Consider the following 14,500-nt stretch of genomic DNA (forward strand, 5'->3'; position numbering starts at 1 on the left):
CCGACCAATCGGTAACCATACGTGAACGAATTCCCCCTGTTAGGTCTGTTCCTGATTCTCTTCCTGCTGATCCTGCTGTCGGCCTTCTTCTCGGGCTCAGAGACTGCGCTACTCACCCTCAACCGTTACCGCCTACGCCACCAGGCCGACCAGGGGCATCGCGGGGCTCGCCGGGCTCGCAAACTGCTCGACCGGCCCGATCGGCTGATCGGGTTGATCCTGCTCGGCAACAACTTCGTCAACATCATGGCCTCGTCGTTGGCCACGGTGATCGCCATCCGGCTCGGCGGCGAGGCGGCCATTGGCATCGCCGCCGGCCTGCTCACCCTGGTGATCCTGATCTTCGCCGAGGTCACCCCCAAGACCTTCGCCACGCTCCACCCCGAGCGCCTTGCCTTCCCCGCCGCTTACGTCTACGGGCCATTGCTCAAGCTGCTCTACCCGGTGGTGTGGCTGGTCAACCTGTTCACCAACGGGCTATTGCGACTGATGGGGATCGCCCCCGAGGACGGCAGCCAGGGGACCGCGCTCAGTCGCGAGGAGCTACGCACCGTGGTCACCGAGGCCGGGGCGATGATCCCCGAGCGCAGTCGCTCAATGCTGCTCGGCATCCTCGATCTCGAACGCGCCACCGTCGAGGACATCATGATCCCGCGCAACGAGGTCGACGGCATCGACATCCAGGACAGCGAGGAGGAGATCATCCAGGCGATCCGCAATACCAGCTACACCCGCCTGCCGCTCTACGATGGCAGCATCGACAACGTCATCGGCGTCTTCCATGCCCGCAACGCCCTGCATGCGATCCTCGAGAAGGGGCTCGGCAAGGAACACCTGCGCGCCATCGCGCGCCAGCCCTACTTCGTCCCCGAGGGCACCCCGCTCTACCAGCAGCTGTTGAACTTCCAGCACATCAAGCAGCGCGTCGGTCTGGTGGTCGACGAGTACGGCGACTTCCAGGGGCTGATCACCCTCGCCGATCTGCTCGAAGAGATCGTCGGCGAGTTCACCACCGATCCCTCCGACAGCATCTCCGAGATCCAACCGGCCGAAGACGGCTCACTGCTGGTCGACTGCGGTATCGGGCTGCGCGAACTCAACCGTGTGCTGCACTGGGAGCTGCCGACCGATGGGCCCAAGACCCTCAACGGACTGATCCTCGAGTATCTCGAGACCATCCCTGAGACCGATACCAGCCTCAAGCTCTGTGGTCACCCGATGGAGATCATCCAGACCGCCGACAACGGCGTGAAGACGGTCAGGATCCTGCCGCGTCCGGTGCTTCGGCCACGGCGCTGAACCGCCACGCTCAGGGCGTGCGCGCAACCACCCAGACCTCGATCTCGCGCGCCCCGGCGCCGGTCAGCACCCGCGCCAGCGCGCCCACCGTAGCCCCAGTGGTCATCACATCGTCGATGATCGCCAGGCGCCGCGCGGGCAGCGCCCGGGCCAACGCGAAGGCGCCCGGACCGATGTTGCGCTGGCGCGCGCGGCGCTGCTGGCCGACCTGCGGCGGGGTCGCGCGCACCCGCAGACAGAGCCCGGGGTCGACCGCCACACCGAGCGCGGCACCGACCACCCGCGCCAACTCCAACGCCTGGTTGTAGCCCCGCGCGCGCTGGCGCGCCGGGTGCAGCGGCACCGGCACCAGCAGCTCGGGCAACGGCGGCGCGAGCGCCGCGCGGCTCTCGGCGAGCAGCCGCCCGAGCAGCACCGCACGATCGAGTCGGGCATGGAACTTGAGATCGGCGATCAACCCCGGCACCAACCCCTGGTAGCGCAGCGGCGCATGACAGACGGCAAACGGCGGCGGCTGCGCCACGCAGCGCCCGCACCAGTGACCGGCCCCGAGGTCGCTGTCGAAGGGACGGGCACAACGCGCACACCGGTAACGGTTCAGCGGCAGCTCGGCGCAACAGCCGGCGCACAAATCGAACCCGGCCTCACCGGGCGCGCCACAGAGCACGCAGGTCGGCGGATAGAGCCCCCAGATCAAGCGTTGCAGCAGCGCCATCGGCGATCAGCGATCATAGCGCGGTAAACCTTGCGCACTCACGCAGGTTGACAAGACCATAAAAATCGATAGCATTTCGTGGATTTTCCCAATCATCCGGACCCTCCCATGTCAGCCACCCTGCAAGCCCCCCCGATCCGCACCGACTGGACCGTCGACGAGGTCCTCGCCATCCTCGAGAAGCCGTTCAACGACCTGATGTTCGAGGCCCAGTGCGCCCATCGCGCCCGCTTCGACCCGCACCAGATCCACGTCAGCACCCTGCTCAACATCAAGACCGGCGCCTGCCCCGAGGACTGTGGCTACTGCTCGCAGAGTTCGAAGAACCACACCGGATTGGAGCGCGAGCGCCTGCTCGAACTCGACGAGGTGCTCAAGGCCGCACGCGCCGCGCGTGATCAGGGCGCAACCCGCTTCTGCATGGGCGCGGCCTGGCGCAACCCTACCGACAATAATCTCGAGCACGTCATCGCCATGATCAAAGGGGTCCACGACCTCGGGCTCGAGACCTGCGTCACCCTCGGCATGCTCGACGCCGAGCAGGCACGCGCGCTCAAGGACGCCGGGCTGGACTACTACAACCACAACCTCGACACCTCGCCCGAGTTCTACGGTCAGGTGATCACCACCCGCACCTACGAGGATCGACTGCGCACCCTCGGACACGTCCGCGAGGTCGGCCTCAAGACCTGCAGCGGCGGCATCCTCGGCATGGGCGAGTCGCGCCGCGACCGCGCCTCCATGCTCCAGCAGCTCGCCACCCTGCCGGCCCACCCCGAGTCGGTGCCGATCAACATGCTGGTACAGGTCGAGGGCACGCCGCTGTTCGGACGCGACGCCATCGACCCGTTCGAGTTCATCCGCGTCGTCGCCACCACCCGATTGGTGATGCCGGCCTCGCACATCCGCCTCTCCGCCGGGCGTCACGACATGAGCGACGAGATGCAGTCGCTGTGCTATCTCGCCGGAGCCAACTCGATCTTCTACGGTGATCACCTGCTCACCACCAAGAACGCCGGCACCGGCCGCGACCGCGACCTGTTCGCGCGGCTCGACATGCACTTCGTCGAGGACCACGGCGAGCGCGAGGAGCCCGGCGCCTGCAAGCGTCACGTCAAGCTCGAAGAGATGCTGCCGAGCGACGCATGAGCCTCGATGCCCTCGCCCCCGAACTCGAGCGGCTGCGCGATGCCGACCTTTATCGCCGCCGCCGCGTCCAGCAGGGTCCGCAGCAGCCGCGCGCCCGCATCGACGGGCGCGAGCTGCTGAGCTTCTGCAGCAACGACTATCTCGGGCTGGCCAACCACCCCGAGGTGATCGCCGCGCTGCAACGTGGCGCCGAGCGCTGGGGCGTGGGCAGCGGCGCGGCGCACCTGGTCAATGGCCACAGCGCCGCGCACGAGGCGCTGGAGGAGGAGCTTGCCGCCTTCACCGGGCGCGAGCGCGCGCTGCTCTTCTCCACCGGCTACATGGCCAACCTCGGGGTGATCAGCGCCCTCGCCGGGCGTCGCGACACCCTGCTCCAGGACAAGCTCAACCACGCCTCGCTGCTCGACGCCGCGCAGCTCTCGCGCGCCACCCTGCGCCGCTACGCCCATGCCGACGCCGACGCGCTCGCCGAGCAGCTCGAGCGTCACCCAGAGGCCCGGCTGGTGATCACCGACGGCGTGTTCAGCATGGACGGCGACCTCGCCCCGCTGCCGGCGCTCGCCGAGCGAGCGCGGCGCGCCGGCGCCTGGCTGATGGTCGACGACGCCCACGGTCTCGGCGTGCTCGGTCCCGGCGGGCGCGGCTCGCTCGCGCACTTCGGGCTCGACCAGGACGCGGCGCCCATCCTGATGGGCACCCTGGGCAAGGCGCTCGGCGTCTCCGGCGCCTTCGTCGCCGGCCCGGCGGTGCTGATCGAAACCCTGATCCAGCGCGCCCGCAGCTATATCTACACCACTGCCACGCCGCCAGCGCTGGCCGAGGCCACCCGGGTCAGCCTGCGTCTGGCCGAGCGCGAGACCTGGCGCCGCGAGCACCTGCAGGCGCTGATCATGCAGCTGCGCGACGGCGCGACCCGGCTCGGTCTCGAACTGATGGCGAGCGCCACCCCGATCCAGCCACTGGTCGCCGGCAGCGCCGCGCGCGCCCTGGCCTGGAGCCGGGCGCTCGAAGAACGCGGCATCCTCGTCGGCGCCATCCGTCCGCCGACCGTACCCGAGGGCAGCGCGCGACTGCGCATCACCCTCTCGGCCGCCCATACCGAGTCCGACGTCGACCGGCTGCTCGCGGCGCTCGCCGAGCTGCCCCGCGCCGATCGCGCGGACTGACCCCACTGCATCGTAAGGAGACCCGCGTGTCCACCGGATCCAACCCGTCCCTGCCGCTGGTACTGCTCCACGGCTGGGGCATGAACGCCGCCGTCTGGGACGGCCTGCCGCCACAGCTCGGCGGCCTGCCGATCCAGACCATCGAACTCCCCGGCCACGGCGCCCGGACGCCCGCCCGCGCCGACCTCTGGGCCTGGGCCGACGCCTGCCTGGAGGCCGCCCCTGAGGAGGCGGTGTGGCTCGGCTGGTCGCTCGGCGGACTGGTCGCCCAGGCCGCCGCGCTGCGCGCCCCCAAGCGGGTGCGCGGCCTCATCCAGCTCACCGCCACGCCGCGCTTCGTCCAGGCCGCCGACTGGCGCCCGGCGATGGCCGAGGAGACCCTCGGTCAGTTCCACCAGGGTCTGCTCGACGACCCCAGCGGCACCCTCTCGCGCTTCCTCGCGCTCCAGGTGCGCGGCAGCGACGCCGCGCGCGAGACCCTGCGCACCCTGCGCCAGGAGCTCGCCGCACGCCCCGAGCCCGATCCGCGCGCGCTCGCCGACGGACTCGACCTGCTGCGCGACGAGGACCTGCGCGGCCAGCTCCCCGACATCGCCTGTCCGGCGCTGTGGCTGTTCGGCAGTCACGACGCCCTGGTGCCGGCGGCGGTGGCCGAGCGCATCGAGCTGATCATGCCCGGCGCCCGCACCCAGGTGATCGCCGGCGCCGCGCACGCGCCGCACATCTCGCACCGACGCGAGACCCTGACGGCGATCGAGGGTTTCGTCGCTGAGGCGCTGGGCTGATGTCGACGCCCGACCCACGGCTGGCACCGATCGACAAGCGCCGCGCGCGCGCCAGCTTCGCGCGCGCCGCGCCCGGCTACGACGCCGCGGCGGTGCTGCAGCGCGAGATCGCCGACCGCCTGCTCGAACGGCTCGACTACATCCGTCTCCAGCCACGTCGTATCCTCGACCTCGGCGCCGGCACCGGCTACTGCACCGCCGCGCTGCAGCAACGTTACAAGCGCGCCGAGGTAGTGGCGCTCGACTTCGCCCAGCCGATGCTGCAACAGACGCGTCGGCGCGGGCGCTGGTGGCGCCGTCCGCTGTGCGTCTGCGCCGACGCCGAGTCGCTGCCGCTGGCCGATGACTCGTTCGACCTGATCCTGTCGAGCGCCACCATCCAGTGGTGCAACGACCTCGAGCACACCTTCGGCGAGTGTCTGCGCATCCTCCGCCCCGGCGGTCTGCTGCAGTTCACCACCTTCGGCCCCGACACCCTGCGCGAGCTGCGCGCGGCCTGGGCCGAGGTCGACGGTCACGCCCACGTCAGCCCCTTCACCGACATGCACGAGATCGGCGATGCGCTGGTTCGCGCCCGCCTCGCCGACCCGGTGATGGACGCCGAACGGCTGACCCTGACCTATCCCACCACCACCGAGCTGATGCACGACCTCAAGGCGATCGGCGCGCGCAACGCCAGCCGGGACCGCCCGCGCGGACTGACCGGGCGGGCGCGGTTGGCCGCCCTCGCCGCCGCCTATGAGCGCGAACGACGCGACGACGGCCGTCTGCCGGCGACCTACGAGGTGCTCTACGGCCACGCCTGGGCGCCCGAACAGGCGCCCCAGTCGAGCACCGCCGACGGCGCCGTCGCGGTGCCCCTCGAACAGCTCCGCCGCCAGCTCGGCGGGCGCGACTGACCATCATTCAAAGCTAAGGAGTACCCAGCCGATGCCAGGCCTGTTCGTCACCGGAACCGACACCGATAGCGGCAAGACCGCGATCAGCCAGGGGTTGATCGCCGCGCTGGCCGCGCACGAGCTGCGCGTGCTGGGGATGAAGCCGATCGCCTCGGGCTGTGTCGAGACCGCCGACGGACTGCGCAACGACGACGCCGAGCGGCTCGCTGCCGCCGGCTGGTGCGAACAGCCCTATGCGCGGATCAACCCCTATGCCTTCGCCCCGGCGATCGCCCCGCACGTGGCCGCCGCCGAGGTCGGGGTGGAGATCGCGCTGGCGCCGATCCGCGACGCCTATCGGGCGCTGAGCGACGAGGCCGACTGGGTGGTGGTCGAGGGCGCCGGCGGCTGGCGCGTCCCGCTCGGCGACCGGCTGTCGATGCGCGACCTGCCGCGCGCGCTCGACCTGCCGGTAGTGCTGGTGGTCGGGGTCAAGCTCGGCTGCATCAACCACGCCCTGCTCACCCAGGATGCGATCCGCGCCAGCGGCTGCCCGCTCGTCGGCTGGGTCGCCAATCAGGTCGACCCGACCATGACCGCCTCGGCGGCCACCCTCGACACCCTCACCCGCGCCATCGCCGCCCCCCGGCTCGGCGTGGTGCCCTGGCTCGACCAGCTCACCCCGGCCACCGTCGCCGCTCATCTCGACCCGACGCCGTTGCTGTGACGGAAGGGGCAAAGAACTTGAACCGCCAAGATACCGTCTTGCCCGTCAATCGCCGATCATGCACACCAGCCTCGCCGACTGGAGGCTGGATGCTGATCGCTGGAAGCTGATTCGAACCGCCAAGACACAAAGAACGCGAAGTTTGCGTCGATTGAGTGACCCCTCCGTCCACCGTTTCATCGAAAAAGCGGCAAGCCCGTAGAAGTGGCAAGCCCGAGGACGGGAGACCCGACATCGGCGCTCGATCAGCAGACGTTGAGGCATGCGTTGGGTTGTCACCGGCAACCCAACCTACACGCTGAACAAAAAACCTTCGTGCCCCTTGGCGCGCTTCGCGCCTTGGTGGTCAATCTCCCCTCTCCACCGCAGCGCGCCTGGGCTATGCTGTGCGCCCGACGGTCCGGCCCGGTGCCGGGCACCCTGATGCCACTGACGACGAGCGTCCGATGATCGCACTCCATTCATCCCGTCGCCACGCCGCACTCGTGCTGGGCGCGGCCCTGTTGTGTCTGAGCGGTCTGGCGCGCGGTGCCGATCCGCTCGCCACCGTGCGCGGGCTGGGGCACGCCAGCCTGCTGCTGGTCGAGCCCGACGGCACCACCGCGATCGCCCAGGGCGCGACCACGCCACGGGTGCCGGCCTCGACGATGAAGCTGCTCACCGCCTATGCCGCGCTCGAGACCTGGGGACGCGAACATCGCTTCCACACCGATGTCCGCCTCGACGACGACGGCGTCCTCTGGGTCATCGGGCACGGCGATCCCTATCTGGTTTCCGAGGAGCTGATGCGCATCGCCACCGCGCTGCGCGCGCGCGGCCTCACCCGCATCAACGGCCTCGGGCTCGACACCCACGCGCTCGGCGCCGATACCGAGATCCCCGGGCGCTCGCGCACCACCAACCCCTACGATGCCCCGCTGAGCGCGCTCGCGGCCAACTTCAACACCGTGAGCCTGGTACGCGAGGCCGATGGCCGGCTGCGCAGCGGCGAGTCGCAGACGCCGCTGACCGCCACCGCGCGGGCGCTGGGCGCCGACCTGGGACCGGGGCGCTATCGCATCAACCTGGTCGACCGCGCCCGTGCCGAGCGTCACTTCGGTGAGCTGTTCGCAGCCCTGCTCGAACGCGCCGGCATCAGCGTCGCCGGGCCGATCCGTCAAGCGCGGGCGCCACGCGGTGCGCGGCAGGTCTATCGGCACCACAACAGTCGCACCCTCGCTGAGATGATCGCGCCGATGCTCGAGTACTCGACCAACTTCATCGCCAACGGCTTGTTCATCAAGCTCTCCGACCCCAAAGACAAGGGGGTAGCAGGGATGGCCGAGGCGCGGCGCGCAATGACCCGGCTGGTGCGCGCGCGCCTCGGCTGGCGCGACGCGGTGATCGACGACGGCGCCGGACTGTCGCGCGCCAACCGCTTGAGCGCGCACCAGCTCGTCGAGCTGCTCGACGCCTTCACCCCCTATCGCGACCTGATGCCGCGCCAGGACAACGACCCCCGGGTGCTGGCCAAGACCGGCACCCTGACCGGGGTCAGCAGCTATGCCGGCTACGTCCGGCGCAATGGCGAGTGGGGACGCTTCGCGCTGCTCGTCGAGCAACCGGTCGATCGCGGCCTGCGCCAACGGCTGGCCAGCGCGCTGGCGCGCTGAATCACGGGAGGTACAGGTGTTCGACCCCATCGTTCGTCACCGCGTCGCGCTGATGGCGCTGGCCGTGCTGCTGGCGCTCGGCGGTTGCGCCCTGCCCCAGAGCACCGACCAGCGCCAGCTCGCCGTACCCGAGTTCGCCGGCTTCCCGCATCGTAAGGCCGGCGCCGACTATCCCTCGCTAGCGCCGCTGATGCGCGAGATCACCCCGGCGGTGGTCAACATCGCGGTCGATGCCGAGGTCTCCACGCGCGCCCACCCCTTTCTCAGCGACCCCGAGTTCCGCGGCTTTCTCGAACGCTTCGGGCTGCCCTTGCCCGAACCCGGCGAGATCGAGCGCCAGCGCAACGTCGGCTCCGGGGTGATCGTCGACGCCGAACGCGGCTATGTGATGACCAACGCCCATCTGCTGCAGGGTGCCACCCGCATCCGCGTCACCCTCAAGGACCGGCGCAGCTTCCGCGCCCGGCGCATCGCCGCCGACACCGACACCGACATCGCCATCCTCCAGATCCCGCCGGTCGAGGTGCGCGCGCTGCGCTTCGCCGACTCCGACCGGCTCGAGGTCGGCGACTTCGTCATCGCCATCGGCAACCCCTTCGGTCTGGGCCAGACGGTGACCTCGGGGATCGTCAGCGCGGTCGGGCGCAGCGGCATCGCCGACAACCGCTTCGGCGAGCTGATCCAGACCGACGCCTCGATCAACCCCGGCAACTCCGGCGGCCCGCTGATCGACCTCAGCGGCGCCGTCGTCGGCATCAACACCGCGCTCATCGGCCCGGCCGGCGGCAACGTCGGCATCGGCTTCGCCGTCCCCGCCAACCGCGCCCGCGCCATCCTCGCGCGACTGCGCTAAAGGCAGCGCTGGTAGCCGGAAAGGGTGAACCGCAAAGACTCGAAGGGCGCAAAGGGATTGAAGCTTCCAGCCTTCAGCCTCCAGTCGCCAGTGGGCGCTGTCGATCAGCTCCGCACGCGTGTCCGAGCGCCTCGCGCTGATGATGTTGCGTTGTACGCCATCCTGTCAGCGAGACGTGGCGGTGATGGTCGCGGTCGAGTAGCGCCAGCTGCCAGTGCATCTGTGCCCTCGATGATGACTCTGCTTGCCATCAGCTTTAGCGCGCTAGCGTTCGAGGACAGGCAGCCACTAACGGCTGGTGGCTGATCGCTGGAGGCGATTCTCTTCTTTGCGCGTCTTCGTGCCCTTCGAGTCTTTGCGGTTTAACCCCTCCGGCTGACGGCTGACGGCTGACGGCTGACGGCTGACGGCTGACGGCAGAAAGCTGATCGCCCTTTTCGCCTTCGCGTCCTTTGTGGCTTTGCGGTTCAATCTCTCTGGCGGCTGACAGCTGGCGGCTGGCGGCGATTTGCACTCACCGCCCCCCTGTTCTAGAGTGCGCCCAGAGAGCCTCGCGTCATCGAAGGATCCCTGGGAGAGACCGATCGCGACGAACAACGCAACCGATCGGGTCGACCCGTCGCCGCGTCCACCACTCGGGCCTCGGCGGGACGCCATCCCCTCGGTGGAGCGACCGGTCCCGGCCGGCGTCCCGTTCCTTCGATCGTCTCGCGTCTCCCGCAGACCGCAAGACGGCGCGATTCGTCACCCTCCCAACCCTCGACCCGAGACCTCCGTTCGCTCGCCTGCCGGACTGCCCCGGTAGGCGCAATGCACCCCAAACTCCGGGAGACCATCCCATGTCTGAAGCCAAGCTCGGCGATACCGTCAAGATCCACTACACCGGCACCCTCGAGGACGGCACCCAGTTCGACAGCTCGGTCGGACGCGAGCCGATCGAGTTCACCATCGGCGCTGGCGGCATCATCCCCGGCTTCGAGGAGGCCGTGAAGGGCATGAGCGTCGGTGAGAACAAGACCGTCACCATCCCCCCGGCCCAGGCCTACGGCGATTACCGTCCCGAGATGACGCAAGAGGTGCCGCGCTCGGCCATCCCCGCCGATATCGACCTGCACGAGGGCATGGTGCTGCACGCCCAGGGCCCCGACGGTCAGCACGTCTCCTTCACCGTCAAGGCGTTCAACGACGAGCAGGTCACCATCGACGGTAACCACCCGCTCGCCGGCAAGGACCTTACCTTCGCCCTGGAGCTGGTTTCCATCTCCTGATCGCGGCTGAGCCACGCCATCGCGTGGCTCCGGCCGGGGCGCCTCGCCCCGCCTCGGTGCAAGGAAGCACCACCCCTCGCCAAGGCTTGCCCTCGCCCCCCCAGACACAGATACTCTACCCCCAGGACGGTCAGCCGCCGGCGACGGACGCACCCGTCCAACAACGCCTTATCCCAAACCTCGGCCGACACCCGCAACCTACGCCACTCGCGGGACAGCACCGGCCCACGCTCGCCCAGATCAGTCGCGGGGCAGATCGCCATGGACAACACCACCACCCTCGAGCCGGACACCCAGAACCCATCGACGGCGTCCGACCCCACGCCCGGCGCCGAGGACGTCGCCGCCCGGACCCGGATCAGCCAGCAGGCCGCACAGATCGCCAAGCTCGCCGTCAACGTCGCCGAGCAGCGCCGCGATCTCAAGCAGTTGCGGGACACCGTGCTGAACCGACTCGGCGACATGGACGAGGACCGTCGCCTCACTATCGCCCAGCTCCAGCGCGCCCTGCAGAACCACCGCACCCTACTCGACCGTCGGTTGCATCACTGGCGCACCCTGGTGTTCGCCACCCTGGTCGTGCTGCTGATCGGCATCGCCCTCGCCCTCACCCTCGCCTACCGTCAGCTCGACGCCCAGCGCCAGGCGCTCGCCGAGCGCGTCGAGCGCATCGCCGCGATCCAGTCGCGCCCCAGCGACAACACCCAGTCCGACGCCATGATCCAGCGCGAACTCGATACGCTCTCGGCCACCATCGAACAGCTCGCCCGTGAGCTGCGCGCCACGCCCGGACCGACGACGCGCACCGCCCCCATGGTCGTTGACCCGGCACCGGCGCTATCCTCCACCTCGGTGATCGACAGCGGCGCGCTCAACGACACGCAGCAGCCCCTGCGCGCGACTCGACAAAGCCTCTCCCCGGCCCCGGTCACGCCGAGCCTGCCGGCGGTCATCGAGACCGACGAGGCGACGCCCCCGACGACGGTCGAGACTGCGCCTCCCAAGCCCGAGCCAGAGACCCCAGCATCGTCGAGCGTCTCAACGGAACCCGAGACACAACCCGCCGAGCCCACGCCCGCCCAGGCCGAGGCGATCGCGCCGGCTCCTGCCGACGAAGCGGCGCCGGACGCCCCGACCGAGGCCGCAACACCCGAGACCACCGAGGCGCCCGCCGCCCATCCGGCGCTCGACGACAACGCCCCGGCCATCACCCTCGATGCGCCGAGCTACGCCATCCAACTGCTCGGCGCCTTCTCCCGCGACGGCCTGGAGAGCTTCATCCACGAACAGGACCTGCCCGATCGTCTCTACTGGCGTCAGGAGACCTACCAGGGCAAGCCCTGGTACGTGCTCATCCATAGCCTGTATCCCACCCGGGCCGAGGCCGTAGCGGCGCGGAAGGCGTTGCCGGAGGGGATTCGGGGGTTGGATATTTGGGTGAGGAGTTTGGGGGTTGGGGTGGAGGTTAGGGCTGTGGATGTGGGGGGGTAGATTGGTTTCGTTCCGGACATCATCGCTTTGATCAGATGTCAAGTCCCCTGAGATTGTAAACCCGCTTATTGAATAGCTCCGGGCGTTTCTGCGCCCACTCCTTGAGCGCTTGAATCGGGGCGATATGCCCGAGCGCTTTCTGGGGGATGTGCTGGTTGTAGACCTGGACGTAGCGGGTGATGGTCTGTTCCAGACTCAGGGCGGAGTCGAAGCGTGTGGTGGCCAGCACCTCAGCGATGCGTCCGTTGAAGCGCTCGACCAGGCCGTTGGTCTGCGGGGTTCTGGGTTTGATCAGACGATGCTCGATGGCATGCTGGGCACAGAGCTGATCGAAGCGATGCTGTCCGGTCGGGGCACGCTCGCCGGTGGCGCAGAAACGGTCGGTGAATTCCTTGCCGTTATCGGTGAGGATCTTGGAGAGGGCGAACGGAGCCGTGGCGATCAAGCGCTCGAGAAAGCCACTGGCCGAGGCTGCTGACTTGTCGTCGAGGATCTCGACATAGACCCAGCGGGTAGCGCGGTCGATGGCGGCGAAGAGATAGCGGCGCCGGTCCTCATCAGGCATCTGGGGCAAATACTTGACGTCGACATGGACGAACCCCGGTTCGTAGTCCTTGAAGGTCTTGACCTGGCGCTTCGTGGCGTCGGCCTCCTGCGGGATCAGGGTCTTGAGGTTGGAGACGCCGTGGCGGCGCAAGCAGCGATCGAGCGCCGAGCGCGAGGCCTTGGGGTGGATGAACTCACGGGTCACCACCAACAGGTCATCGAGCGGCAGCAACAGCGTCTCACGCAGCGCCACCACAAGGACTTCCTGCGCCGGCGAGAGCGTCGTGGAGAGTCGATGTGGGCGGTGCGAGGCGTCCTCGACGCCATCACGCCGACGCCACTTGCGCACCGTCAGGGGCGAGAGGTTGTACTGCGCGGCCAAGACCTTGGTCGGCAACGTCGAGGCCTGCAGCTCACGACGAATCGCTGGGGTGGTGCGAGCATTCTTGTGCAAGCGGATGTCCATCGACGATCAGGCTCCCGGGCTGTGGACTGTTGCGCGGGCAGTGGCTTCGTGAATCAAAAGTTCAAGCACCTCACGGGCTCGGAACAAAGGATAGCTTCGACGGGGAATATGATCACACGGGACGTGACAGCTACGTCCAGGTTTACAACCAGAATATTCCCCTGAAAGTGCTCAGACATATCACCCCAATCAAATACTCAAAGGGTGGTCAGAAAAAGCCAGAGCTATTCAGTAAGCGGACATATAATCTCAGGGTATTTGAGAAATAGCAGACATACAACATCAGAGATGCTTGATAGACAAACCCTGGATAAGCAATTTGACAAATCAGTTGGATTACAAGATGCCAGAAAGCATTAAAGAAACAGCAAGCCGAGCAATCTCCTCAAAAGATATCGAAGCACTCAAATGCTGCGGCTCATATCTTGAGATCAAGCGCTCAATTGAATTGACCCTCAAAAACAAAATACACACACAAGGATGGGAATCTCTTTTCAACAGGATTCAAGCTTTAAAAAAGGCACTCTCTAGCAAACACGAAAAAATCTCAAATGCGCTCAAAAAAAGATCACTGAAAGAATCAAAAAATGAAATTCGTTTAATTCTTGGAATAAATGTTACAGCAAGAAGCAAGAATGAATTTAGCGAAAAAATAGAGGCTTTTAAGTTTTTATTTATCACACCTTCTACTGACCCCTACCAGCGATATGAAGAAACCAAAAAAAGGAACTTCAAAAACAGCTCAAGACTGGAAGGCATAGAGCTTAGCGGGGCCACTCAGCACAAAAGTCTTAGTGAGATAATATCCAAATACAAAAGCGGGCGCCATGGATAAATACGACGCACCAAGCGACCACTATTGTTACAAAGGAACCTTTATTCTAAAAAATAAACTCGAAATAAAAGACTCAAACACACTGGAAATCGCCGAAAGAGAGATCACAGAAATAACGATCGAAAGAATAAAATACCACCCACCACCATATGACCTAGAATACCTAAAATGGATACACCACCAACTTTTTTCCGATCTTTACTCGTGGGCAGGATGTTTGCGAGACGTAGACATATCGAAAGGAAGAACTCGTTTTTGTAACTTTTCAAGAATAGATCCAGAAGCAAAAAAGATATTTCACAACCTATCAAAAGAAAAATGGCTTAGTGAATCAAACAAGGGTCAGTTCTGCAACAGACTTGCCGAATATTACTGCGAACTCAACATGATACACCCATTCCGCGAAGGTAACGGCAGGGTGCAAAGGCTTTTCTTTGAGCACTTATCATTATCTGCAGGCTATGAGCTTGACTGGACGAATATATCAAAAGAAGAATGGGTCAATGCAAACATTGATGGTGTATACGTCAATTATCAACCAATGGAGAAAATATTTCATCGCGTAGTGAGAAACCTGTGGCCTCCCAAAAATCATTTCCTTATACACAAGACCAAAAAACAATAACTTATGTGAGCCATTTCGAAGTCTAGATGGGCAAAGGTGTAGAGC

General features: G+C 66.1%; 14 protein-coding genes. 12 read left to right on the forward strand and 2 right to left on the reverse strand.

All coding sequences use genetic code 11. The features are described 5' to 3' along the window. Positions 1-21: 21 nt before the first annotated feature. Positions 22-1,299, forward strand: coding sequence for a CNNM domain-containing protein (locus tag HF203_RS00685; RefSeq protein WP_168665576.1), 1,278 nt, complete (start codon positions 22-24; stop codon positions 1,297-1,299). Between the two features lie 10 nt (positions 1,300-1,309). Here HF203_RS00685 and HF203_RS00690 read toward each other — a convergent pair whose 3' ends face one another. Next, complete coding sequence (locus HF203_RS00690) at positions 1,310-2,014, reverse strand: ComF family protein (RefSeq protein ID WP_168665578.1); 705 nt, start codon at positions 2,012-2,014, stop codon at positions 1,310-1,312. 108 nt (positions 2,015-2,122) lie between these two features. On the opposite strand from HF203_RS00690, the gene bioB reads away from it, so the two are divergent. The 9 genes from bioB (at position 2,123) to HF203_RS00735 (ending at position 11,983) form a co-directional block, all read left to right on the forward strand. Beyond that, positions 2,123-3,163, forward strand: a complete 1,041-nt coding sequence (gene bioB, locus HF203_RS00695) for a biotin synthase BioB (RefSeq protein WP_168665580.1) — start codon at positions 2,123-2,125, stop codon at positions 3,161-3,163. Beyond that, complete coding sequence (gene bioF / locus HF203_RS00700) at positions 3,160-4,329, forward strand: 8-amino-7-oxononanoate synthase (protein ID WP_168665581.1); 1,170 nt, start codon at positions 3,160-3,162, stop codon at positions 4,327-4,329. Before bioB ends, bioF begins: the two co-directional genes overlap by 4 nt. Positions 4,330-4,355: 26 nt before the next feature. Beyond that, a complete protein-coding gene (bioH, locus tag HF203_RS00705) occupies positions 4,356-5,114 on the forward strand; it encodes a pimeloyl-ACP methyl ester esterase BioH (RefSeq protein ID WP_168665583.1) in 759 nt (252 codons plus the stop codon). After that, positions 5,114-6,013 (forward strand): malonyl-ACP O-methyltransferase BioC, encoded by a 900-nt coding sequence (gene bioC, locus HF203_RS00710; protein ID WP_168665585.1) that lies wholly within the window; start codon positions 5,114-5,116, stop codon positions 6,011-6,013. The genes bioH and bioC overlap by 1 nt, the downstream gene beginning before the upstream one ends. A gap of 31 nt (positions 6,014-6,044) precedes the next feature. Next, positions 6,045-6,719, forward strand: coding sequence for a dethiobiotin synthase (bioD, locus tag HF203_RS00715; protein ID WP_168665587.1), 675 nt, complete (start codon positions 6,045-6,047; stop codon positions 6,717-6,719). 446 nt (positions 6,720-7,165) lie between these two features. Continuing rightward, positions 7,166-8,371, forward strand: a complete 1,206-nt coding sequence (locus tag HF203_RS00720; RefSeq protein ID WP_168665589.1) for a D-alanyl-D-alanine carboxypeptidase/D-alanyl-D-alanine-endopeptidase — start codon at positions 7,166-7,168, stop codon at positions 8,369-8,371. Positions 8,372-8,387: 16 nt separating this feature from the next. Further along, entirely contained in the window at positions 8,388-9,224 is an 837-nt protein-coding gene (locus tag HF203_RS00725; protein ID WP_168665591.1) for a trypsin-like peptidase domain-containing protein, read from the forward strand. 839 nt (positions 9,225-10,063) lie between these two features. Next, positions 10,064-10,492, forward strand: a complete 429-nt coding sequence (locus HF203_RS00730) for an FKBP-type peptidyl-prolyl cis-trans isomerase (RefSeq protein ID WP_168665593.1) — start codon at positions 10,064-10,066, stop codon at positions 10,490-10,492. Positions 10,493-10,753: 261 nt separating this feature from the next. Beyond that, a complete protein-coding gene (locus HF203_RS00735; protein WP_168665595.1) occupies positions 10,754-11,983 on the forward strand; it encodes an SPOR domain-containing protein in 1,230 nt (409 codons plus the stop codon). Positions 11,984-12,014: 31 nt separating this feature from the next. Here the strand turns inward: HF203_RS00735 and HF203_RS00740 are convergent, their stop codons facing one another. Further along, positions 12,015-12,995 carry an IS481 family transposase gene (locus HF203_RS00740; protein ID WP_168665598.1) on the reverse strand — a complete coding sequence of 327 codons (981 nt, stop codon included), beginning with the start codon at positions 12,993-12,995 and terminating at the stop codon, positions 12,015-12,017. Positions 12,996-13,338: 343 nt separating this feature from the next. Between HF203_RS00740 and HF203_RS00745 the strand changes: the two genes are divergently transcribed. Further along, positions 13,339-13,830, forward strand: coding sequence for a YhfG family protein (locus HF203_RS00745; protein ID WP_168665601.1), 492 nt, complete (start codon positions 13,339-13,341; stop codon positions 13,828-13,830). Continuing rightward, entirely contained in the window at positions 13,823-14,455 is a 633-nt protein-coding gene (locus HF203_RS00750; protein ID WP_168665603.1) for a putative adenosine monophosphate-protein transferase Fic, read from the forward strand. Before HF203_RS00745 ends, HF203_RS00750 begins: the two co-directional genes overlap by 8 nt. Positions 14,456-14,500 lie beyond the last annotated feature (45 nt).

The organism is Marichromatium bheemlicum, from assembly GCF_012276755.1.
Lineage (GTDB): Bacteria > Pseudomonadota > Gammaproteobacteria > Chromatiales > Chromatiaceae > Marichromatium > Marichromatium bheemlicum.

What these genes read in the sequence shown, in the direction of transcription:
- bioC (WP_168665585.1), top strand. Translation starts at nt 5,114, where the DNA reads ATGTCGACGCCCGACCCACGGCTGGCACCGATCGACAAGCGCCGCGCG.
- HF203_RS00740 (WP_168665598.1), bottom strand. Translation starts at nt 12,995, where the DNA reads ATGGACATCCGCTTGCACAAGAATGCTCGCACCACCCCAGCGATTCGT.
- bioB (WP_168665580.1), top strand. Translation starts at nt 2,123, where the DNA reads ATGTCAGCCACCCTGCAAGCCCCCCCGATCCGCACCGACTGGACCGTC.
- HF203_RS00730 (WP_168665593.1), top strand. Translation starts at nt 10,064, where the DNA reads ATGTCTGAAGCCAAGCTCGGCGATACCGTCAAGATCCACTACACCGGC.
- HF203_RS00720 (WP_168665589.1), top strand. Translation starts at nt 7,166, where the DNA reads ATGATCGCACTCCATTCATCCCGTCGCCACGCCGCACTCGTGCTGGGC.
- HF203_RS00735 (WP_168665595.1), top strand. Translation starts at nt 10,754, where the DNA reads ATGGACAACACCACCACCCTCGAGCCGGACACCCAGAACCCATCGACG.
- bioF (WP_168665581.1), top strand. Translation starts at nt 3,160, where the DNA reads ATGAGCCTCGATGCCCTCGCCCCCGAACTCGAGCGGCTGCGCGATGCC.
- HF203_RS00745 (WP_168665601.1), top strand. Translation starts at nt 13,339, where the DNA reads ATGCCAGAAAGCATTAAAGAAACAGCAAGCCGAGCAATCTCCTCAAAA.
- HF203_RS00690 (WP_168665578.1), bottom strand. Translation starts at nt 2,014, where the DNA reads ATGGCGCTGCTGCAACGCTTGATCTGGGGGCTCTATCCGCCGACCTGC.
- bioD (WP_168665587.1), top strand. Translation starts at nt 6,045, where the DNA reads ATGCCAGGCCTGTTCGTCACCGGAACCGACACCGATAGCGGCAAGACC.
- HF203_RS00750 (WP_168665603.1), top strand. Translation starts at nt 13,823, where the DNA reads ATGGATAAATACGACGCACCAAGCGACCACTATTGTTACAAAGGAACC.